Annotated in this window: 19 protein-coding genes; 8 read left to right on the forward strand and 11 right to left on the reverse strand. The window is 71.3% G+C overall.

The genetic code is table 11. The annotated features are described in order from the left end of the window. Position 1 precedes the first annotated feature (1 nt). A complete protein-coding gene (locus tag FHG10_RS11415) occupies positions 2-946 on the forward strand; it encodes a mechanosensitive ion channel family protein (protein WP_152353458.1) in 945 nt (314 codons plus the stop codon). Positions 947-1,005: 59 nt separating this feature from the next. Next, positions 1,006-1,563 (forward strand): globin, encoded by a 558-nt coding sequence (locus FHG10_RS11420; protein WP_406565164.1) that lies wholly within the window; start codon positions 1,006-1,008, stop codon positions 1,561-1,563. A 10-nt stretch (positions 1,564-1,573) separates the two neighbouring features. On the opposite strand, the gene FHG10_RS11425 is transcribed toward FHG10_RS11420, so the two are convergent. Next, positions 1,574-2,254 (reverse strand): TetR/AcrR family transcriptional regulator, encoded by a 681-nt coding sequence (locus tag FHG10_RS11425; protein ID WP_227488200.1) that lies wholly within the window; start codon positions 2,252-2,254, stop codon positions 1,574-1,576. Between the two features lie 437 nt (positions 2,255-2,691). Here FHG10_RS11425 and FHG10_RS11430 point away from each other — a divergent pair, with 437 nt between their 5' ends. Continuing rightward, complete coding sequence (locus tag FHG10_RS11430; RefSeq protein ID WP_227488225.1) at positions 2,692-4,083, forward strand: MFS transporter; 1,392 nt, start codon at positions 2,692-2,694, stop codon at positions 4,081-4,083. Here FHG10_RS11430 and FHG10_RS11435 read toward each other — a convergent pair whose 3' ends face one another. Then, positions 4,084-4,566, reverse strand: coding sequence for an acyl-CoA thioesterase (locus FHG10_RS11435; RefSeq protein ID WP_152353462.1), 483 nt, complete (start codon positions 4,564-4,566; stop codon positions 4,084-4,086). It lies immediately after the preceding gene. Between the two features lie 45 nt (positions 4,567-4,611). Between FHG10_RS11435 and FHG10_RS11440 the strand changes: the two genes are divergently transcribed. Beyond that, positions 4,612-5,610, forward strand: coding sequence for an acyl-CoA thioesterase (locus FHG10_RS11440; protein WP_193636286.1), 999 nt, complete (start codon positions 4,612-4,614; stop codon positions 5,608-5,610). Positions 5,611-5,634: 24 nt separating this feature from the next. Here the strand turns inward: FHG10_RS11440 and FHG10_RS11445 are convergent, their stop codons facing one another. From FHG10_RS11445 to glgP, 4 genes are all read right to left on the reverse strand, one after another. Then, positions 5,635-6,978 (reverse strand): ABC transporter substrate-binding protein, encoded by a 1,344-nt coding sequence (locus FHG10_RS11445; RefSeq protein WP_152353463.1) that lies wholly within the window; start codon positions 6,976-6,978, stop codon positions 5,635-5,637. Positions 6,979-7,144: 166 nt separating this feature from the next. Continuing rightward, the gene (locus tag FHG10_RS11450) at positions 7,145-7,978 is read right to left on the reverse strand and encodes a carbohydrate ABC transporter permease (protein WP_152353464.1); all 834 of its coding nucleotides are present in this window, start codon (positions 7,976-7,978) and stop codon (positions 7,145-7,147) included. Positions 7,979-7,990: 12 nt separating this feature from the next. After that, positions 7,991-8,854 carry a carbohydrate ABC transporter permease gene (locus FHG10_RS11455; RefSeq protein ID WP_152353465.1) on the reverse strand — a complete coding sequence of 288 codons (864 nt, stop codon included), beginning with the start codon at positions 8,852-8,854 and terminating at the stop codon, positions 7,991-7,993. 137 nt (positions 8,855-8,991) lie between these two features. Then, entirely contained in the window at positions 8,992-11,571 is a 2,580-nt protein-coding gene (glgP, locus tag FHG10_RS11460; RefSeq protein WP_152353466.1) for an alpha-glucan family phosphorylase, read from the reverse strand. Positions 11,572-11,740: 169 nt separating this feature from the next. Here glgP and FHG10_RS11465 point away from each other — a divergent pair, with 169 nt between their 5' ends. Then, the gene (locus FHG10_RS11465) at positions 11,741-12,346 is read left to right on the forward strand and encodes a GNAT family N-acetyltransferase (protein ID WP_152353467.1); all 606 of its coding nucleotides are present in this window, start codon (positions 11,741-11,743) and stop codon (positions 12,344-12,346) included. 111 nt (positions 12,347-12,457) lie between these two features. Here FHG10_RS11465 and ettA read toward each other — a convergent pair whose 3' ends face one another. From ettA to FHG10_RS11485, 4 genes are all read right to left on the reverse strand, one after another. Next, complete coding sequence (ettA, locus tag FHG10_RS11470; RefSeq protein ID WP_152353468.1) at positions 12,458-14,137, reverse strand: energy-dependent translational throttle protein EttA; 1,680 nt, start codon at positions 14,135-14,137, stop codon at positions 12,458-12,460. Between the two features lie 340 nt (positions 14,138-14,477). Next, positions 14,478-14,735, reverse strand: a complete 258-nt coding sequence (locus tag FHG10_RS11475; RefSeq protein WP_152353469.1) for a hypothetical protein — start codon at positions 14,733-14,735, stop codon at positions 14,478-14,480. Between the two features lie 39 nt (positions 14,736-14,774). Further along, positions 14,775-15,470, reverse strand: coding sequence for an HAD family hydrolase (locus FHG10_RS11480; RefSeq protein ID WP_152353470.1), 696 nt, complete (start codon positions 15,468-15,470; stop codon positions 14,775-14,777). 49 nt (positions 15,471-15,519) lie between these two features. Continuing rightward, positions 15,520-16,740: a YlbL family protein gene (locus FHG10_RS11485; RefSeq protein ID WP_227488201.1), complete on the reverse strand. Its 1,221-nt coding sequence runs from the start codon at positions 16,738-16,740 to the stop codon at positions 15,520-15,522. A 172-nt stretch (positions 16,741-16,912) separates the two neighbouring features. Here FHG10_RS11485 and FHG10_RS11490 point away from each other — a divergent pair, with 172 nt between their 5' ends. Beyond that, on the forward strand, positions 16,913-18,505 hold the full coding sequence (locus tag FHG10_RS11490) for a zinc-dependent metalloprotease (protein ID WP_152353471.1): 1,593 nt from the start codon (positions 16,913-16,915) through the stop codon (positions 18,503-18,505). After that, on the forward strand, positions 18,489-19,220 hold the full coding sequence (locus tag FHG10_RS11495) for an NUDIX domain-containing protein (protein ID WP_152353472.1): 732 nt from the start codon (positions 18,489-18,491) through the stop codon (positions 19,218-19,220). The genes FHG10_RS11490 and FHG10_RS11495 overlap by 17 nt, the downstream gene beginning before the upstream one ends. A gap of 44 nt (positions 19,221-19,264) precedes the next feature. On the opposite strand, the gene FHG10_RS11500 is transcribed toward FHG10_RS11495, so the two are convergent. After that, on the reverse strand, positions 19,265-19,915 hold the full coding sequence (locus FHG10_RS11500) for a M48 metallopeptidase family protein (RefSeq protein WP_152353473.1): 651 nt from the start codon (positions 19,913-19,915) through the stop codon (positions 19,265-19,267). A gap of 558 nt (positions 19,916-20,473) precedes the next feature. Between FHG10_RS11500 and FHG10_RS18010 the strand changes: the two genes are divergently transcribed. Next, positions 20,474-20,632 carry a DUF5679 domain-containing protein gene (locus FHG10_RS18010; protein WP_193636287.1) on the forward strand — a complete coding sequence of 53 codons (159 nt, stop codon included), beginning with the start codon at positions 20,474-20,476 and terminating at the stop codon, positions 20,630-20,632. Positions 20,633-20,636: the final 4 nt, after the last annotated feature.

Consider the following 20,636-nt stretch of genomic DNA (forward strand, 5'->3'; position numbering starts at 1 on the left):
CATGCCCATCGACGACCTCCTGCCGCAGCTGTCCGCCCCGGCCGACGAGGCGACCACGATCATGGGGAGCCTCGTGGACTGGCTCCTGAGCCACGGTGTGCGCATCCTGGTGATCATCGTGGTCGCCGCTCTGATCTCGACCATCGGCACCTGGCTGATCAAGCGCTTCGTGAACACGATGATCGACTCGTCGACGAAGATCTCGACCGTCGCCGGATCCGTCGTCAAGCGCGACGACCGCTCGGCGAAGCTCGCCCAGGCCCGCCGTGCGCAGCGCGCGACGACGCTCTCGAACGTCGCGCGCAACGTGTTCACGATGGTGGTCTGGGCGATCGCCCTGGTGATGGTCCTGGACCAGCTGGGGCTGAACGTCGCCCCCGTCATCGCTTCGCTCGGCGTGCTGGGGCTGGCCGCCGGCATCGGCGCGCAGAACATCATCAAGGACGTCGTCTCCGGCGTGCTCATGCTCTTCGAGGACCTCGTGGCCGTGGGCGATGTCGTGGACCTCGAGTACGCCAGCGGCACGGTGGAGAACATCAACCTGCGCACCACGCAGGTGCGCGCCCTCGACGGCTCCCTGTGGACCGTGCGCAACGGCGAGGTCATCCGCGTGGGCAACATGTCGCGCGGGTTCTCCAACGCCGTGGTCGTCCTCGACATCGACCACGCCGCCGACTACACGAAGGTCACGGAGATCCTCGACGAGGTCGGCGCGGAGTTCGGCGAGGACGAGCAGTGGAAGGAGCTGCTGCTGGGCCCCGTCACCGTCTCGGGCATGCTCGAGGTCGACGGCGCGAGGTACCAGCGCCGCGTCGTGGTGCGCGTCGAGCCCGGTCAGCAGTGGACCATCGAGATGGAGCTGCGCCGACGCATCCGCCTGGCCTTCCGCGAGGCCGACATCGACTTCGCGCTCCCCCGCTTCGGGGCCGTCACCGCGGCCTCCTGAGAACATGGCCGGTGCGCACGCGGCCGCCTGAGAACCTGGAGCATCCCATGACGATCCCCCTGCAGGCCCCTTCCCCCGATCCGTCCCGGGGCGGGTCCTCGGCCGGTCCGACGACCGCCCCCGCGACCGGCGGCGGCCCGGCCGCCGCAACCGGCGGCAGCCCGGCCCCCGCCCCTGCGGCGGAGCCCGCCGCACGGCAGTCGTTCTACGAGGCCGTCGGCGGCCACGAGACCTTCGCGCGGCTCGTCCACCGCTTCTACGAGGGCGTCGCCGAGGACGCGGAGCTGCGGGCGATGTACCCCGAGGAGGACCTGGGGCCGGCCGAGGAGCGTCTGCTGATGTTCCTCGAGCAGTACTGGGGCGGCCCGAAGACCTACGGCGAGCGCCGCGGCCATCCCCGGCTGCGCAGACGCCACGCGCCCTTCGCCGTCTCGCCCTCGGCGCGCGACGCGTGGCTGCGGCACATGCGCGTCGCGGTCGACTCCCTCGAGCTCGCGCCGATGCTCGAGGAGCCGCTGTGGGACTACCTCGAGCGCGCCGCCCACTCGATGGTCAACACCGTGGACGGCGGCGAGGCGCCGATGCCGGGAGCCTCGCTCCCCGGCCACATGGACTGAGCGCCCCGGCTCAGTCCGGATCCGCCGGCGCCCCGGCTCGGTCCGCGTCCGCCGCGCCGCCCGCCTGCTGGCGCATTCCCTCGAGGATGAGGTCGAGTCCGGCGCGGAACTGGTCGGCGTCGTCGTGGCCGACGAACTCCTCGATGATGGCGTGGATGTACGGGAACTCCTGCGGATCCAGGTCCCGCCAGACCTGCGCGTACTGCTCGAGCCCGCTGTCGCGGTCCGCGAGGGTCGCCGCGAGCTCGGCGGGCGGCTCCTGCCCCAGATCGATCGCGGTGCCGATGACGAAGCCGAGCACCGTGGAGACCGCGTGGAACGTCTCCCGCGGCGCCATCCCCAGTCGCATCACCTGCTCGCCGAGCGCCTCGTAGGCCTGCACCACGTGCGGCTGGGTGGAGCTGTCGCGCATCATGTAGCGGCCCGTCCAGGGGTGCTCGCGGATGGTGTCGAACAGATCGACGGCGAGGCCGCGCAGGTCCGCGAGCGGGTCCTCTCCCCCGGGCAGGTCGGCAGTGCGCTCGATGTGGTCGGAGATGACCTGGTCGGTCGCCCGGTCCAGCAGCTCGTCCTTGCTGGAGACGTACCAGTAGATGCTCGCGACGCCGCCGCCGAGCCGCGCGGCGAGCGCACGGAAGGTCAGCGCTCCCTCGCCGTCGGCGTCGAGCAGGGCGATCGCCTCGGTGAGCACGGCCTCGAGCGAATGCGTCGCCCGCTGCCGGCCGCGCTGCGGCGCCCGCCCGCTCGCGGGGCGCCGCCCAGGCAGCCCTCCGCGACCGCGTGGGCCGCGGGGATCGCCGGGGCCGTGGTGATCATCGGGGCCTCCCGCGCCGCCCGGACCTCGTCCGCGCTGTGACGCACCAGCCATGCCCATCGCCTCCCTCCGTCTTGTGCCCGTGACGTTCCAGGTCTACCTTATCGAACGTTGTTCCATTCTCGAACGTCGTTCGATACGGCCCCCAGGAGGCTCCCATGACCACCACCCGACCGTCCGTCCCGCCCGATGCCCTCGATGCGTCGTCCTCATCCGCGCCGACCGCCGCTCCCACGTCCGCCGCGACCGCCCCCACCCCCGAGCCCGCCTCGTCGGCCCGGCTGTATCCGAGCCTGCGCGCCGCCTGGCTGCCGATGCTCGCTCTGTGCCTCGCCTTCTTCGTCGAGATGGTCGACAACACGCTGCTGAGCATCGCGCTGCCCACCATCAGCCGCGACCTGGGCAGCGGCACCACCGCCATGCAGTGGATTACCGGCGCCTACTCGCTGACCTTCGGCGGACTCCTGCTCACCGCAGGATCCGCGGCCGACCGCCTCGGCCGCCGCCGCGTGCTGCTCGTCGGCCTCGCCGTCTTCGGCCTGCTCAGCCTGCTGGTCGCCTTCGTCGAGACCACCGGCGAGCTGATCGCGCTGCGCGCCGCCCTCGGCATCGCCGCCGCGGCCATGGCACCGATCACGAATTCGCTGGTCTTCCGCCTGTTCGACGACGACACCGTGCGCATGCGCGCCATCACCGTGATGATGATCGTGGGCATGAGCGGCTTCATCCTCGGCCCGCTCCTGGGCGGCACCGCGCTCGCCCACGTGCGCTGGGAGTGGCTGCTCATGATCAACGCCCCGATCGCGCTCATCGCCTTCATCGGCGTGCGCCGCGGCGTCGCGCCCGACCGCCCCGAGGACCTCACCACCGAGAGGCTCGACCTGCCCGGCTCGATCCTCTCCATCGCCGCCATCGGCCTGGGCTGCTTCATGCTCACCAGCGGCGTCGAGAACGGCTGGACCTCACCGGCGACGCTCGGCTGTCTCGTGGGCTGCGTGCTCGCGATCGTGCTGTTCGTCCTGCGCGAGCGCACCGCCGCCTCCCCCATGCTGGATCTGCGCCTGCTGTCGACCGGCACCGTGCGCGGCGCCGCCCTCGCCCAGATCGGCACCTCGATCGCCATGGCCGGCGTCATGTTCGCCCTGGTCATGCACTTCCAGTTCGCCTACGGCTGGTCCCCCGCGATCGCCGGACTCGCGAACCTGCCGATGATCCTCACGATGCTGGTCGCCTCGCCGCTCGTGGAGCGACTCGTCGCCCGCGCCGGCCACCGCGTCGCCTGCCTCGTGGGCGCGGCGAGCATGTTCGTCTCCCTCGCGGGGATGGCCTGGAGCGTGGACCACGGCTACCTGCCGATCGCGATCTCCATGGTCATCATGTCCTTCGGCCTGAGGATCGTCATGACCACCTGCGCGGTCGCCCTCATCGGCGGCATGCCCGAGGACCGCACCTCCATCGGCGCGGCCCTGAACGACACCGCGCAGGAGGTCGGCACCAGCGTCGGCACCGCGGTGGTGGGCACCCTCATCGCCGCGCTCGTGACGACGACGCTGCCCTCCGGCACCTGGTCCGACGGGCTGGTCGCGTCGTTCTTCCACGGCGAGCGGATCACCTTCGCGATCCTCGCCGTCGCCGTCGGGATCATCGCGACCCTCGGTGCGCTCACGCTCACCGACTCCCGCGAGACCGACGAGCACCCGGCCTGATCAGCCGCGGAACTCGAGCGGCTCGTCGGTGTACTGGTCCAGCAGCACGCGCACCTCGTCGCTCAGGCGCGAGGCCCGCCCCTGCTCGCGCTCGACCACCACGATCGTGGTGCGCGCGCTGACGTAGGGGTAGGCGCCGTCCGGGTCGTCGGCCCGCAGGATCCGGTAGTCCACGTCGAAGCTCGCCCCACCCACGCGCGGCACCCACATCCGCACCAGCGCGCCCTCGCGCAGGTACTCGATCGGCCGGTGGTACTCCAGGCGCTGGGAGGCGATCAGGGTGAGCAGTGGCGAGGTCGCGTCGAACAGGTCCAGCTGCGAAGGACGGCGCACGGCCCCGCGCTCGATCTGCTCGTCGCTGGGCGACCAGAACGCGGCGATGCGCGCCTCCTCCAGAAGGCGCACCACGGCAGCGTTGTTCACGTGGCCGTAGGCGTCGAGATCGGTCCAGCGGACGGGGACTGTGATGTCGAGATGAGCCATAGGGCCATCGTAGGGATCCGTGAGGGCCCGACGTACCATCGGCGCATGTCGAACGTGCATCCCGATCCGCTCTCCGGCCCCGCGACCGGGGCCGGCGCGCCCGATCCCGCCGCGGTCTCCGCGGCGCTGCTCGACCTGCTGGACCTGCGCACGCTGGAGGCCGACGGGGTTGGCGCGCCCGGTGCAGCCGGCGCGCCCGGTGCGGCCGGCGCGCCCGGTGCGGCCGGAGGCGCGAACACGGCCGTCTTCGAGGGCGACACGCGCCCCCAGCCCGGCGGGCACGTCTTCGGCGGGCAGGTGATGGGCCAGGCCGTCGTCGCCGTGGGCCGCACCGTCCCCGAGACCCGGCACATCCACTCGATGTACTCCTACTTCCTGGCCCCGGGCGATCCGCACCGGCCGATCCGCTTCAGCGTCGACGCGCTGCGGGACGGCGGCTCCTTCTCGGTGCGCCGCGTGCTGGCGACACAGGGCGAGCGCACGATCCTCGCGATGACGGCGTCGTTCCAGGAGGTGCAGGACGGCCTGCAGCACCAGGACCGAGCCCCCGAGGCGCCGGACCCCGAGGGCCTGCCCACCACGGCCGAGGTCCTCGACGGCATCGACCATCCTGTGGCCCGCTACTGGGCGACGCAGCGTCCGATCGACATCCGCCACGTCACCGACCCGATCTACCTGCGGCCCGACGGCTCGGGCGCCGAGACCCAGATGCTGTGGATGCGGGTCCTCACCCCGATCGAGGCGGACCCGCTGGTGCACGACGCGATCCTCGCGTTCGCGAGCGACTACACGCCCTTCGAGCCGATCCTGCGCCGCCAGGGACTGAGCTGGGTGACGCCGGGGCTGAAGATGGCCACGATCGACCACGCGATCTGGTGGCACCAGCACGTGGACGCCGGCGAATGGCTGCTGTACGTGCAGCGCTCCCCCTCGGCCTCCGGCGGGCGCGGCCTCACCCAGGGCGAGATGTTCGCGCGCGACGGCTCCCTGGTCGCGACCATCACGCAGGAGGGCATGATCCGCACCGGGGCCGACCGCCGCTGACGCGCGCCCCAGCGCCTCAGCGCCTCACTTCATCGCCTCGTTGCCGGCCTTCTGCGCCTCGGGCAGCCCGTCCTCCGCGCTCTTGCGGCCGATGAAGATCTCCTGGAAGACCGGCATCGCCGCGGTGAGGCCGGCGTTCGCCTTGGCGCCGGTGTCGGCCGGTGCAGGATCCTCCGCTGCGTCGATGAAGACGCTCACGTCCTGCCCCTTCTTCTTCCAGTAGTCGACGAAGGCGTCCTGGACGTCGGTGTTGCCGGGGAAGGACACGCCCATCTCGCCGAAGGGCCGCTGTCCATCGGCGCTCCCCAGCCAGGTGAGCAGCTTCTCGATGCCCTCCTGCTGGTCGTCGTCGGCCTTCGCGTTCCCCACGGCGACCACGCCGTGGACCAGTGACTTCGCGCCCTCCAGGCCGGAGACCATCGGGGCGATGCCCCATTCGAAGCTGTCGCCCACGGCCTCGTCGATCGCGCTCAGGCTGTAGGGGCCGGACTGGAAGAGGGCGAGCTTGCCCTGGGCGAACAGGTCGCGGCAGAGGTCGCCGTTCTCGTTGGTGTCGGCCGCATCGGGAGCGATCTGGTCCTTGTTCACGAGGTCCGCGAGGTACTGGAACGTCGCGATGCCCTCCTTCGAGGCGAAGGCGTACTGGTCCTTGTCGTCCTCCCAGTCCGCCCCGTTCGAGGCGAGGAACGGGCCGATGATCGCCTGGCGGTCGCACGAGGAGTTGAAGCCGAACCGGCTGCGGGAGTCCGCGTCGAAGCCCTTGTCGCCGGGGTGGCGGTCCTCCTTGTCGACCGTGAGGGCCTTGCCCGCCTCGCGCAGCGGGTCGGAGTCCTTGGAGGGGTCGAAGGAGAGGTCGGCCGGGTCGATCTTCTCGGCGTCCAGCAGCTCCTTGTTGAAGAACAGGGCGATCGAGTCCCACAGCTGCGGGACGCCCCAGAGCTTCCCGTCGCGGGTGTAGAGGTCGACGACGGCCTTCTGCCACCGGTCCCTGTCGGACCCGTCGACGACGTCGTCGATCGCCACCAGGTTCCCGGCCTCCTGGAACTGCACGTAGTTGGCGGAGTTCATGAGGTAGACGTCCGGAGCATCGCCGCTCGCGACGTCCAGGGGCAGCTTCGTCCAGTAGTCGTCCCAGGCGACGACGTCGATGCTCACCTTCCAGCCGGAGTCCTTCTCGAATGCCTCGAAGGACTTCTCATAGGCGGACTTCGCGGTGTCGTCCCAGAGCCGGAAGGTGAGGGTCTTGCCGCCCTTGCCGGAGCCGGACCCGGAGCCGCCCGAGCCGGACCCCGAGGGCGAGCAGGCCGCGGCGGAGCCCACGGCGCCGGTCGCGGCGAGGGCGGAGATCATATGGCGTCGGCTGATCATGGCGGATCCTTCCGGAGGCGGGCTCGAGCGGTGTGGAGCGGACGGACGGGCGCGGCCCGGGCCCGACGGGTCGGGCGCGGTCCTCTCCCGCCGATCCGCCCATTGTGCCCCGATCCGACCGGCGCGCCGGGACCATTCCGATGTCCGGAGACATCCGGCGACACGCTCAGCGCAGGGTGCTCGCGCCGATCGACCGGGTGATCTGGCGCTGGAAGACCACGAACAGCGCGATCAGCGGGAGCATCGCGAGGGTCGTCGCGGCCATCACCAGGGTCCAGTTGCTCGAGTACTGCGACTGCAGCGCGGAGGTCGCCACGGTGACCGTCTGCCAGGTCGGCCCGGAGGTGATGATCAGCGGCCACATGAAGCTGTTCCAGTGGGTGACGACCGTGATCAGCACCAGGGTGACGATGATCGGGCGGTTCAGCGGGATCACGAGGCTCCACAGCAGGCGCAGCGTGCCCGCGCCGTCCAGGCGCATCGCGTCCATGAGCTCGGTGGACATACCGCGGAAGTTCTCGCGCAGCAGGAAGATCGCGTACGGGGAGCCCAGCACGAAGGGCAGCACGAGCGCCCAGAAGGTGTTGCGCATCCCCATCTCGCTCATCATCAGGTACAGCGGCACCACCACCACGACCTGGGGGACCATGAGCGTCGCGACGTACACCCAGAACAGCAGGTCGCGGCCGGGGAAGCGCAGCAGCGCGAAGGCGTAGCCGGCGAGCACCGAGAACACCATCTGCCCCACGAGGATCACGACCACCATCTGCACGGTGACCACGAGCGGGGTGACGAAGCCTCCCTCGGAGGTGGTGAACAGCGACGCGAAGTTCTCGAGCGTGAGCGGTGAGGGCAGGGCCAGCGGTCCGTCCTGGACGAACTGGCGGGGCGCCTTCAGGGCGGTGATCACCGACAGCGCGAAGGGCGCGAGCGTGAGCAGGACGGCGATCAGCAGGACCGCGTAGGTCGCGGCCAGGGACAGGGCTCGGCGTGCGTGCATCGTGGTCCTCCTTCAGCTCAGGTCGTAGGTGATGCGGCGGCCGAAGTACCGCTGCTGGGCGATCGTGATGACGACCAGCAGGAGGAACAGCACCACCGCGACGGCGCTGGCCTTGCCCACCGCGAAGGAGTCGAAGGCCTGGTTGTAGATGAGCGAGGCGATGACCTCGGTGCGGTGCTCGGGGCCGCCGCCGGTGAGCGCGTAGACCATGTCGAACACCTGGAAGCTCGCGACCACCTGGGTGACGCCCAGGAAGAAGGTCGTGGGCCGCAGCAGCGGGATCGTCATGTGGCGCAGCTGCTGGAAGGGGCTCGCACCGTCGATCCGCGCCGCCTCGTAGATGCTGTCCGGGATGCGCGCGAGGCCCGCCTGGAAGAACAGGGACACGTACCCGACCTGCTGCCAGATCGCGACGAAGGCGACGGCGGGCAGCGCGAGCATCGGCGAGGTCAGCCACTCCACGCGCACCCCGAGCAGGGCGTTCAGGGCGCCCGTGGACGGCTGGAAGATCCACTTCCACACCACGCCCAGGGCGAGCGGCGCGCACACCCATGGGATCACCACGATCACCCGCACGATCGAGGAGCCGGGCACCGCGCGCACCAGCTGCGTGGCCAGGACCAGGCCCAGGGCGAGCGTCACGGGCACCGCGATGACGGTGAAGATCACCGTGACGACCAGCGAGTTCAGCAGCGCTCCGCCGCTCAGCAGGTCCGCGTAGTTCGCCAGCCCCACGAACTCCCGGGTGCCGATGAGGTCCCAGCGGAACAGGGAGACCACGAAGGCGATGACGACGGGGAGCAGCAGGAAGGCGGTCACGCCGATGAGGCTGGGGGCGAGCAGCAGGTAGCCGACCACGGGCGAACGGGGACGCATCGGACCAGTATGACGCGCCCGCGAGGGCGATGCGCGGCGGAGGCGCGCCGTCGGCGCCCCGCCGCGATCAGCGGCCCCGCTGAGACCGGCGCCCCGCCGCGACCGGCGCTCGGTCCGCCGCGGCGAGGCCCGCGCCCTCAAGCGGTGACGATGAGGCCGAGCTCGGCGGGCGAGGCGAGCACCCGGTGGCGGGGCACGACGCGGACGTTCACGCCCAGCTCGCCCGGACGCGGGAGGGTGAAGGATGCGGACCAGCGGTCCTCTCCCCCGGCGCCGGCGGGTCGCAGCGGGATGAGCTGCGGGGACGTGATCTCACCGTCGTCGCCGACGGGGCCGACGAGCGCCTCGACGTCCACGTCGTGCTCGCCGAGCCCGGCGAGGTCGACGGCGGCGGACAGCGAGATCTCGGCGCCCGTGGGCACGAGGCCCGCGCTGCGGCCGCCGTCGATGCGCACGTCGCGCACGCTCACGCGGTCGAAGGCGTCGGAGACGCGGGCCTTCCAGGCCGTGTACTCGTCGGCGAGCGCGGGATCGTCGGCGAAGGCCTCGGCGGCACCCGCCGCGGGGAGGTACAGCTCGGTGACGTAGTCGCGGACCATGCGAGCGGCGGTGATCTGCGGGGCGATCCGCACCAGCGAGGTGCGCACCCGATCGAGCCAGCCGTGGCGCATGCCCTCGGCGTCGACATCGTGGAACAGGGGCGCGATCTCGTGCTCGAGGATCTCGTAGAGGGCGTCGGCCTCGAGCCGGTCCCGCTCCCCCTGGTCCTCGACGTGGGCGGTGGGGATCGTCCATCCCGCCTCGTCGTCCTTCATCTCGTCCCACCAGCCGTCGGAGATCGAGAAGGTGAGCCCACCGTTGAGCACCGCCTTCATGCCGGAGGTGCCGGAGGCCTCCTCGGGACGGATGGGGTTGTTCAGCCACACGTCGCACCCGGCCACGAGCACCGAGGCCATGGAGATGTCGTAGTCGGGCAGGAAGACGATGCGGTGGCGCACGCCGGCCTCGTCGGCGAAGCGCACCATCTCCTGGAGGAACTCCTTGCCGGGGACGTCGGCCGGATGGGACTTGCCGGCGATGACGATCTGCACGGGCCGCTCGGGGTCCAGCAGGATCCGGCGCAGGCGCTCGGGATCCCGCAGCATCAGGGTCAGGCGCTTGTAGGTGGAGACGCGGCGGGCGAACCCGATGGTCAGGACGTCCGGGTCGAGGACCTCCCGGGTCCAGCCGAGCTCGGCGGCGTCGGCCCCGCGCTGGAGCCACGAGGCGCGCAGGCGCTCGCGCACCATCGTCACCAGCTCGCCGCGCAGCCGGTCGCGCACGGCCGTCAGCTCGTGATCGCCGAGGGTCGCCAGTGGGCTCCAGTCCGACAGGGCAGAGATGTCGACGTCCCCGAGGACCTTCTTGAACAGGTCGTCCATCGCGCGCGAGGTCCAGGTGCGGCGGTGCACGCCGTTGGTGACCGAGGTGATCGGCACCTCGGCGACGTCGAAGCCCGGGTACAGCCCCCGGAACATGCTGCGCGAGACGGCGCCGTGGAGCTCGGCGACGCCGTTGGAGCGCTGGGCCAGGCGCAGACCCATGTGGGCCATGTTGAAGACCTCGCCGCCGTCCTCGAGGCCGAGGGCGAGGGCCGCCTCGACGGGCAGGCCCTCGATGAGGCGGGAGATGCCGGACTCGTCGGCGTCCAGCACGCGGCGCAGCTCGCCGACGTCGAAGCGGTCGATGCCTGCGGGCACGGGCGTGTGCGTCGTGAAGACCGTGCCTGCGCGGACCTCGGTGAGCGCCTCGTCGAAGCTGCGGCCGGTCTGCATCAGCCGTCCCACGCGCTCGAGCCCGGAGAAGCCCGCGTGGCCCTCGTTGAGATGGAAGACCTCGGGGGTCGGGAAGGCGCCGGTCTCGCTGAACGCGGCGACGGCGCGCACGCCGCCCACCCCGAGCACGATCTCCTGGAGGATCCGGTGGTCGTGGTCGCCGCCGTAGAGGCGGTCGGTGATCGCCCGGGCCTCCTCGTCGTTCTCCTCGACGTCGGTGTCCAGGAGCAGCAGGGGGACGCGCCCCACCTGCACCTTCCACACGGCGATGCGCACCTCGCGGCCGCCCGGCAGGTCGACGGAGACGGTCAGCGGCTCACCCGTGGCGTCGACGACGGGCTCGACGGGCAGGTCGGCGGGGTCGTTCAGGCGGTAGCTCTCCTGCTGCCAGCCGTCGCGGGAGAGGCTCTGGGAGAAGTAGCCCCACTGGTAGAGCAGGCCGACGGCGACGAGGGGCACGCCGAGATCGGAGGCCGACTTCAGGTGGTCGCCGGCGAGGATGCCGAGGCCGCCCGAGTAGATCGGCAGCGTGGGGGTGATGCCGAACTCCATGGAGAAGTAGGCGACCGCCGGGGTGCGCTCGCCGTCGGCCCCCTGGGTGGGGACGGTGCGCTGGAACCAGCGGCCGGAGTCGAGGTAGGTGCGCAGATCGCCGATCTCGGCGCGCATCCTGGCGAGGAAGCCCTCGTCCCCCGCCATCTGCGCGAGCCGGCTCGCGGGCACGAGCGGGAGCATCGCGATCGGGCTGCCCCCGCTCGCGGCGAAGGCCTCGGGGTCGAGGTCCTGGAAGAGGGCGAGGGTCTGCCTGCGCCAGGACCAGCGCAGGTTCTTGGCGAGGGTGCGCAGCGGCTCGAGCGCGGCGGGCAGATCGGAGGCGACCGTGAAGGTGGCGGCGGGCTTCATGGGGCCGAGGGTACAGGCGGAATCGGGGTCCTCCGGACACCTCGCTGCGCGTCATCGCGAAGCGCCGCCCGGAGGGCGCCGATCCGACGGCGGACGCCCCTCGGGAGCGACCCCGCGGCGGCAGTACGGTGGACCCTCGTCCTGCCCATCCTCCCGAGGAGCATCCTCGATGCCGATCCCGCTTCCCCTGCCGTCCCTGACCCTGCACGGTCGCCTCGTCGACCTCGAGCCGCTCTCGCACGATCACATCCCGGGCCTGCAGGGTGCCGTGGCCGACGGCGATCTGTGGTCCACCAGGTACACCCCGATCCCCCGCCCCGAGGAGATGGCCGCGGAGATCGATCGCCGTCTGGCGCTCCGCGAGCAGGGCTCGATGCTGCCCTTCACGACGATCCGGCGGTCCGACGGCCTGGTGCTGGGCATGACCACGTTCATGAACATCGATCCCTCGGTGCCGCGCGTCGAGATCGGATCGACCTGGAACCGCGCCTCGGTGCACGGCACCGGCACGAACCCCGACTCCAAGCTGCTGCTGCTCGCCCATGCCTTCGAGCAGTGGGAGGTCGAGGCCGTGCGCTTCCGCACGCACCGAGCGAACCAGCAGTCCCGCGCGGCGATCGAGCGCCTGGGCGCAGAGCTCGAGGGGATCCTGCGCGCCGACTCCCGCGACAGCGCAGGGATCGTGCGCGACACCGCCCAGTACAGCCTCCTCGCCCGTGACTGGCCGATGGTCCGCGCCACGCTCGAGCACCGGCTGCGCCGCCACCTGGGCTGACGCGCCCCGCGCCGGACGCGCGACGCCCCCTGCAGCGGGATCTGCAGGGGGCGTCGTGGCGCCGAGCCGCGCCGGACCGGGCCGACGCGGCGCAGCCGGTCGGAAGCGGCCTCAGCGGGTGAGGCGGCGGTGGGTCACGCGGTGCGGACGCGCGGCCTCCTCGCCCAGGCGCTCGACCTTGTTCTTCTCGTAGGCCTCGAAGTTCCCCTCGAACCAGTACCAGTTCGCCGGGTTCTCCTCGGTGCCCTCGTAGGCCAGGATGTGCGTGGCCACGCGGTCGAGGAACCAGCGGTCGTGGGAGACCACCACGGCGCAGCCGGGGAACTCCAGCAGCGCGTTCTCGAGCGAGCCGAGGGTCTGCACGTCCAGGTCGTTCGTCGGCTCGTCGAGCAGGAGCACGTTGCCGCCCTGCTTGAGGGTGAGCGCGAGGTTCAGGCGGTTGCGCTCGCCGCCGGAGAGCACGCCGGCCTTCTTCTGCTGGTCCGGACCCTTGAAGCCGAACTGGCTGACGTAGGCGCGCGAGGGGATCTCGACCTTGCCGACCTGGATGAAGTCGAGACCGTCGGAGACGACCTCCCAGAGATTCTTGTTCGGGTCGATGTTCTCGCGGTTCTGATCGACGTAGCTGATCTTGACGCTCTGGCCGACCTCGAGGTCGCCGTCGTCCAGCGGCTCCAGGCCCACGATCGTCTTGAACAGGGTCGTCTTGCCGACGCCGTTGGGACCGATCACGCCGACGATCCCGTTCGGGGGCAGCGAGAAGGAGAGCCCGTCGATGAGAAGGCGCTCGCCGAAGCCCTTCTTCAGGTCCTTCGCCTCGATCACCTTGGTGCCGAGCCGCGGGCCCGGCGGAATGGTGATCTCCTCGAAGTCGAGCTTGCGGGTGCGCTCGGCCTCCGCGGCCATCTCCTCGTACTTGGCCAGACGTGCCTTGGACTTGGTCTGTCGGCCCTTGGCGGAGGAGCGGACCCACTCGAGCTCCTCCTTGAGGCGCTTGGCGAGCTTCGCATCCTTCTTGCCCTGGACGGCGAGGCGCTCCTCCTTCTTCTCCAGGTAGGTGGAGTAGTTGCCCTCGTAGGGGTAGAGGTGGCCGCGGTCGACCTCGGCGATCCACTCGGCGACGTGGTCCAGGAAGTAGCGGTCGTGGGTGACGGCGATGACGGCGCCCTCGTACTGCTGGAGGTGGTTCTCGAGCCAGAGCACGCTCTCGGCGTCGAGGTGGTTGGTGGGCTCGTCCAGCAGCAGCAGGTCGGGCTTCTCCAGGAGCAGCTTGCACAGCGCCACGCGGCGCTTCTCACCACCGGAGAGGTGGGTGACCTTCTCGTCGCCGGGCGGGCAGCGCAGCGCGTCCATCGCCTGCTCGAGCTGGGAGTCGAGGTCCCAGCCGCCCGCGTTGTCGATCTCGGTCTGGAGCTTGCCCATCTCCTCCATCAGCGCGTCGAAGTCCGCGTCGGGCTGGCCCATCTCCTCGCCGATCGCGTTGAAGCGCTGGACCTTGCGGAACAGCTCGCCCAGGCCCTCCTGCACGTTCTCCAGGACGGTCTTGGACTCGTCCAGGGGCGGCTCCTGGAGGAGGATGCCGACGCTGTAGCCGGGACTCAGGCGCGCCTCGCCGTTGGAGGGCTGGTCCAGGCCCGCCATGATCTTGAGGATCGTGGACTTCCCGGCGCCGTTGGGACCGACCATGCCGATCTTCGCGCCCGGGTAGAAGCTCATGGTGACGTCATCGAGGATGACCTTGTCGCCCACGGCCTTGCGGGCCTTGTACATGGTGTAGATGAACTCTGCCAAGCTGTTCTCCCTGGTAGACGGTCGATTCCGCCGTGGCGGGCCGCATGCTTGCGGCGGTGCCGGTCGACGGTTGAACTTGATGGTCCGGGGCCCTCCGCGGCCGACGGGGCCGACGTGCGCGACTGCGGTGCGCATGCGGTGGGTGGGCACGGCGAGCGCGAGCGGCCGTGCCGGGCACCACGTTACCCGGTCGTGTGCACGAGGGCTCGGCGGTCCGGGGCCCATGTGAGTGACGACCGGATGGGAGAGGACCGAGCGAGAAGACGAACGGGTGAGATGACGANGAGGACCGAGCGAGAAGACGAACGGGTGAGATGACGACCGAGCGGGGCACGATCCCTCAGCGGTCTCGGCACTCGGCGGCGTCCGACGGGCCCGCACCGCCGCGGCCCCGCGCGAGGCCGAGCAGTGCCCTGCCGTCGACCACGAGCATGCGCAGGTTCCAGATCAGCAGGAACAGCATGAGCACGCCCAGGACCCAGGTCACGGGCGAGGACCAGGAATCCCAGGGTCGCCAGGTGAAGACGACGAGAGCGAGGACGCCGAGGCGCACGATCACGTTCGCCCCGAGCTTCAGTGCTGCATCGCGCGCGGCCATCCCTTCAACGTAGCAAGGGGCTCCGCGGCACGGGTCCGGTCAGCCCAGCGGAACCCCGCGGCCCGCGAGCACGCGCCGGGCCATGGTCGCGCCGTGCTCGGCGGCGCCGTCCTCGCCGTTGCGCGGCCACAGGTGCGCGTCGATGCCGAGTGCCCGTGCGGCCTCGACGTTCTCGAGGCGATCGTCGAAGAACATGATGTCGCCGGGGCGGGCCACTCCCCCGGTCTCATGGGCGAGGACGTCCAGCAGGATCCGGTAGATCTCCGCGTCGGGCTTGACGAGCTCCTCCTCGGCGGAGACGACGGCCAGGGTGAAGGCCTCGAACCAGTCGGCGCGGCGCACGTCCTCGCCGAAGGCGGCCGACGCGTTGGACAGCAGCGCCATCCGCATCCCGTTGCGGGCGAGGTCGTGCAGCAGCTCGCGGGAGCGCGGATCGAGCTGCAGGAAATAGCGGTTGTCGGCGCTCTGCAGCTCGCGCACCTCGGTCTCGGTGAGGTTCTCGATGCCCGCGGCGGCGGCCACGCGACCCCAGTACTCCGCGGCGTCGATGCGACCGGCGTCGTAGTCGCCGCGGTGCTCCCAGAGCGCCTCCCCGACCGTCTCGGCGTCGCCGCCCAGCAGCTCGTGGACGGTGGGCACCGGATCGTGTCCGGCGCTGAGCACGCCGCCGAAGTCGAAGACGACGGTGATGCGCTTGGGGTCCGCGGCGGAGGTGCCGCGCCTCTTCCTGCTCATGAACGACTCTCCTCTGATGGCTCGTGCTCGGTTACTGATGCACGGGCGCTCACCCGCAGGTGGGCAGGCCCTTGGTGCTGTGGTCCTTCGCGATGGTCTTGACGGCGTGCAGGGCTCCGTCGAAGTCCTCGACCTTCACCACCTGCAGCCCGTCGGGGACGTGCCCGGCGACTTCGTCGCAGTTGGAGGCCGGCGCGAGGAAGTAGTCGGCGCCGCTGTCCCGGGCGCCCACCATCTTCTGGCGGATCCCGCCGATGGCGCCCACCTTCCCCTCCTCGTCGATGGTGCCGGTGCCGGCGATGTCCTGGCCGCCGGTGAGGGCGCCGGGGGTGAGCTCGTCATAGATGGACAGCGCGAACATGGTGCCGGCGCTCGGACCGCCCACGTCGCCGACTCCCAGGTCCACGTCGAAGGGGAACTCGTAGCCGTCGGCCAGGACGATTCCCATGCGGGCCGTGCCGTCGACCTCCCGGGTGGGGACCTGCAGGTCGACCTTCTTGCCGTCGCGCTCGACGCGCATGGCGACCTCGTCCCCCGGGGTGGTCTTCGCGGCGAGGCTGCGGTAGGCCTCCGCGCTGTCGGCGCTGGTGCCGCCGATCGCCAGGACGCGGTCGCCGGGCTCCAGCACGCCGTCGGCCGGGGAGCCCTGCTCGACGCCCGAGACCTGCACGGAGTCCTCGTGATCGATGCCGAGCTCGTCGAGGGCGACGACGACGGCCTCCTGCTGGGAGCTGCTCATCTGGACGGAGTTCTCGAGCGTGGTCTCCTGGGCGGTCTGCTCCTCGGGGAAGACGAGCTCGCGCGGCAGCACCGAGCGGGTGGAGTCGAACCAGGCGCGCACCACCTCGACCGGTGTCACCGGGTAGCCGGGCCCGCCGTCGACCGAGACGGTGGTCATCATCAGCGAGCCGTCGGTCGGGTAGGTCTTGTGGCCCTCGATGGAGAGGACCTGCTTGTCGTCGTATTTCCCGAGGACGTCGATCGCGGGTCCGGGCTGCTCGACCACGTAGGGCACGGGCACGAACATGGCCCCCAGCAGCATCGCGCAGATCACCAGCAGGCTGCCGGCCGCGAGCCGAGGGTGGGCGAAGGTTTCGCCGCCGAGGAAGCGGGTGACGCGTCCCATGCGCGGCTCGCCGCAGGCCGTCCCGTCGGCCGACGGCCCGCCGGCCGACGGCTCACCGGTGCGCGGCTCCGTCCCGTTCTCGGGTGCGGCGGGGTGCGAGGGCTGAGTGCCATCGGGCGTCGGTCCAGTGGGGCGGGAGGTCACCGGACCATTGTGCCGCACCCGCCCTGACCGCCCCGTGGCACGGGTTCGACGCCCTGAGCGAAACTGAGTGCCCGCCTGATGCGCGTCGGATCCTGCTCGGTACGCTGGCCACGACGTTGATCCAGGCCGCACCGGCCGCGAGAGCGCGGGCGGCCGCACCCGGAGGTGCCCCATGACCGAGAACCCGACACCCGACGACGACGCCCTGCGCCGCTTCCTCGAAGAGGCCCTGGGAGGAGCGATCCCCGAGGGCGCCCTGGACGGCGTGGACCTCAGCGAGCTCGCCAAGCAGGCGAACCTGCCCAGCGACCCGGCGATGCTCAAGGCCGCGGCCGCGCAGATGCAGCACGTGCTCAACGCCCAGGGCGATGGCCCCGTGAACTGGACGCTCGCCCAGGACCTCTCGCGCCGCACCGCGCAGGGCACGGTCCAGGTGCCCGGCGCCCCGGCGCCCGCCGGCACGCCCGGTGACCCCTCGCCGAGCGACCAGCAGGTCAAGGAGCTCGAGGAGGCGTCGAACATCGCCGCCCTCTGGCTGGCGGATGTGATCTCCTTCGACCTGCCCTCCCGCCCGCTCGAGGTGTGGACCCGCGGCACCTGGCTGCACCGCACCCAGGAGCGCTGGCAGTCGATCGCCGAGCCCGTCGCGAAGTACATGGCCGGGGCGATCGGCGAGGCCATGACCGCGCAGATGCAGCAGGCGGAGCTCCAGATGCCCGGGAACCCGGGCCAGATGATGGAGCGCATGGGCGGCACCCTGTTCGGCGTGCAGTTCGGCCATGCGATCGGCTCGCTCGCCCGCGAGGTCTTCGGCACCACGGATCTCTCCCTGCCGCTGGGACCCGAGGGACGGCCCGCACTGGTCGCCGCGAACGTCGCCGACCTCGTGGACTCCCACGGCCTGGACGCACCGGCCGCAAGGATCTTCCTGGCCGCGCGCGAGCTCGCCCACACCGCTCTGTTCTCCTCCGCGTCGTGGCTGCCTCGTGCACTGTTCTCCGCGGTCGAGGACTACGCGCGCGGCATCACCCTGGACCTCGATGCGCTCGACGAGATGGTGCGCGACCTCGACCTCTCCGATCCCTCGGCGCTGCAGGCACGTCGGCCCGAGGAGATGTTCGTCTTCACCCGCCGTGCCTCCCAGGAGCGCGCCCTCGAGGAGCTCGCGACGACGCTCGCGCTCGTCGAGGCCTGGGTCGACCATGTGACCTCGCAGGCCCTGGCCGGGAAGCTCCCGCAGCTGGACGCCCTGCGCGAGGTGCTGCGCCGTCGTCGCGCGAGCGGCTCGCCGGCCGAGGAGATGCTCTCCAAGACTGTGGGCATCGAGCTGCGCCCGCGCCGCGTGCGCGAGGCGCTCGCGTGGTGGGAGAGCGTGCTGGACACCGAGGGCGAGCAGGCCCGCGACGGCAAGTGGGCCCACCCCGATCTGCTGCCCGACGTGGCGGTGCTCAGCGGTCGCCCGCAGGCTCCCGCCGCCGATGCCCCCACTCTCGCGGCCGAAGGCCAGAGCGAGGACGCAGAGGAGACCATGGCTCTGCCCGACGACATCGACGCCGAGCTCGCGAAGCTCCTCGACGAGGCGGGTTCGGACGGCTCCGGGGCAGAGAGCCCACACGATGACACTGCCGAGGACCCGGCCGGCGCCTCGACGGACGGGCCGGACGAGTCCCCCTCGGACCGGTCGCCGTCGGACCGGTCGCCGTCGGACCGGTCGGACGGCCCCTCCCCTGACGACTCTCCCTCGGACGATGACACGCGCCCCTGACCCCACCGCCCTCGCGCTCACGGCGCGCGCTCTCGAGGAGCTGCGCGCTGGATCGGAGGTCACGATCGATCCGGCCGTGCGCGAGGATTTCGTGCGTCTGCTCGAGGCGATCCCCGATGCCGTGCTGCGCGACGGGCCGGCACTGGCCGCCGAGGGCGGGTCGCTGCACCTGACGGCGAGCGCCGTCGTCCTCGACGGTCCGGCCGAGCACGTGGCACTGGTCTGGCACGCGCGCGGCCGCTGCTGGGTGCAGCCCGGCGGGCACCTCGAGGCGACCGATGCGTCGCTCGAGGCGGCAGTGCGTCGCGAGATCGCGGAGGAGACCGGCCTGGGCGCGGAGACAGGTCCGGGGGCCGACGCGCGGCTAGAGCCGGTGGGCCCGGGCCCTGCCCTGCTCGAGGCCCATGACCTCGCCTCGACGTTCGGTGCGTGCGGCGGGCACTGGGATGTCGTGCTCGTGCTGCGCGCAGACGCCGCAGCCGCAGAACTGCCCCTGAGGGCGGAGGAGCCCGGCGCGCCGACGCCCGTGTGGGTGCCGTGGCCGCGGATCGACGGCCCTCGCCGCGGCTTCTCCCCTCGCGTCCCGCTGCCGGCCGACGCCGCCTCCGACATGCCCGAGATCCTCGAGCGCCTCTCGCCCTACCTGGACGAGTTCGCCGCTGAGCAGTCGAAGAGCACCGAGAGCCCCGAGCACAGCGGGCCCACCGAGCACTGACCCCGTCGGCCCGACCGATCAGTCGGCTCCGTCGGCCCGACCGATCAGTCGACGCCGTCGACCGCCGCACCCCGGTCCACCGGGCCGGCGGCGTCCGGCCCGCGGTCCGAGGGGCCCTCGTCGTCCGCTGCCCACGCTCCGCCGCCGGTGCCGTACTGCTGGGCGAAGGAGACACCCTCGAGGAACCCGCGCGCGTGAGCGGTGCGGGGATAGTTGTCCACGAGGGCCCAGAACTCCGCCGAATGGTCGTCGACCAGCAGGTGCGTGAGCTCGTGGACCAGCACGTACTCGAGCACGTGCTGCGGCATCGGGCGCAGGCGCGCGGACAGGCGTATCTCCCCCGTCGAGGAGGTGCACGACCCCCAGCGGTGCTGCTGACGGGTGGACCAGGACACCGAGGTGGGGTGGGCGCGACCGCCCAGGTGCGCGTCGGAGAGCCGGCGCGCGAGGCGCATGAGGTCCGCGTCGCTGCTGCGGGCCGGTCCGCGGGCGAGCTCCTTGCGCTGGAGCTGCTCGATCATGCTGCGCACCCAGTGCCGCTCCTGGCGGGACCCGAAGGATGCCGGCATCGAGACCACGAGATCGCCCTCGCGGCGGGTGATGGAGACGGTGCGGCGGCGACGCGCGGATCGGCGCACGAGGACTCGCTCCCCCTGCGGGCCGCGGACCCCCTCGTGCTCGGTGAGCTCTGGCATGGATACAGGGTCTCAGAAAAAATCTGGGATCGGCGTGTCGTCCCCAGCTGTGCATGACGAGCGTGCACGTCAATCCTCCCCAGTGCTCCCGCTTCCCCGTGTCGTCCACAGAAGGGCACGGATCATGCACCGTCCGTCCACACGATGAGGCCGCTTGTCCACAGGGGATCCACTGGACTGCCTTTGACCCGGGCCCGGCCAGCGGCTAGTTTCGTCTGGCAGTGGAGCCCCGGGATAACGGGCATGGTGCGTACGGGGAAGGTGCACACGATGCTGAGCGCCCCCGGGGCTCCACGAGAGCCGCAGAGCATCTCCCGCACCCCCGCGATCCCCCGTCGTCGCGGGGGTGCGTTATTGCCTTCGGGCCGATCATGCGTCGATGCGGATGCGCGATGGACGCTGCGGCCCTGCGGCGAGAGGCCTTCGAGACACTCCACGTGTCGGCAGGTGTCGATTCCGCTCCTGCCCGCCGTGCCCTATACAGTGTCCGGGACGACCTCGCAGGGCCCGGCCGTGATGTGCGATGCCGGGGCCGCGGGGGCAAGAGAAGGAGTGAACATGGCTGACGAGAAGTACAGCGGCGAGTTCTACTGCGTGAAGTGCCGCGAGAAGCGCGAGGCCACGGGCGACGTCGTCGTCTCGAACGAGCGTCGCATGGCCAAGGCCGTCTGCCCGGTCTGCGGCACCAAGCTGAACCGGATCCTCGGCAAGGCCTGATCCG

Source organism: Brachybacterium subflavum (genome assembly GCF_009299795.1).
Taxonomy (GTDB): domain Bacteria; phylum Actinomycetota; class Actinomycetes; order Actinomycetales; family Dermabacteraceae; genus Brachybacterium; species Brachybacterium subflavum.